Raw genomic sequence first — 674 nt, forward strand, 5'->3', positions numbered from 1 at the left:
AGGATATTGCCCAGCGCGACGCACAGATCGAGGAGCTGAACCAGCGCATCGAGCAGCTCGAGGAACAGATCCGGCTGCTGCAGGCAGAGCGCTTCGCACCGCAGAGCGAGAAACGCAAGGATCGCGTGTTCGACGAGGCCGAGCAGATCGCCCAGACCGCCCCCTCCAATGAAGACGACGAGGGTGCACAGCCAGCGCTGCCCGACACCGGCCTGCCCCAAAACAGCGAGCCCGAACGGCGCAAGGGCGGCCGCAAGCCTCTGCCGGCCTACCTGAAGCGTGAACCTGTCGAATACGAAACCTGCCCGAAGACCAGAGGGCATGCGTAGACTGTGGCAACCCGATGCATCGCATCGGCGAGGACATCAGCGAGCAACTGCACGTCGAGGTCAAGTGGACGGTCCGGCAGAACGTGCGCTCCAAGTGGGCCTGCCGGCACTGTGAGTGTCACGCCGAACATACACGGATCGTGCTTGCGCCGATGCCGGTGCAGCCGATTCCGGGCAGCCATGCGGACGCGTCGGTGATCGCGACGGTCACGACCGCAAAGTACGTCGACGGCATGCCGTTGTACCGGATGCAGGACGCGCTCGCACGCTGGCAGATTCCGGTGAGTCGCGGCACGCTCGCTCACTGGATCATCCGCCCCAGCGAACTGCACTACCGCGTGCGAC

1 pseudogene is annotated in these 674 nt (G+C 65.0%); it reads left to right on the forward strand.

Annotated features, from left to right (window positions below):
- Window positions 1-5: 5 nt before the first annotated feature.
- A pseudogene (locus M3A49_RS42405) lies at window positions 6-674 on the forward strand (IS66 family transposase zinc-finger binding domain-containing protein); the annotation flags it as partial.

It is taken from the genome of Paraburkholderia sp. CNPSo 3076 (genome assembly GCF_026343935.1).
GTDB classification, from domain to species: Bacteria; Pseudomonadota; Gammaproteobacteria; order Burkholderiales; family Burkholderiaceae; genus Paraburkholderia; species Paraburkholderia nodosa.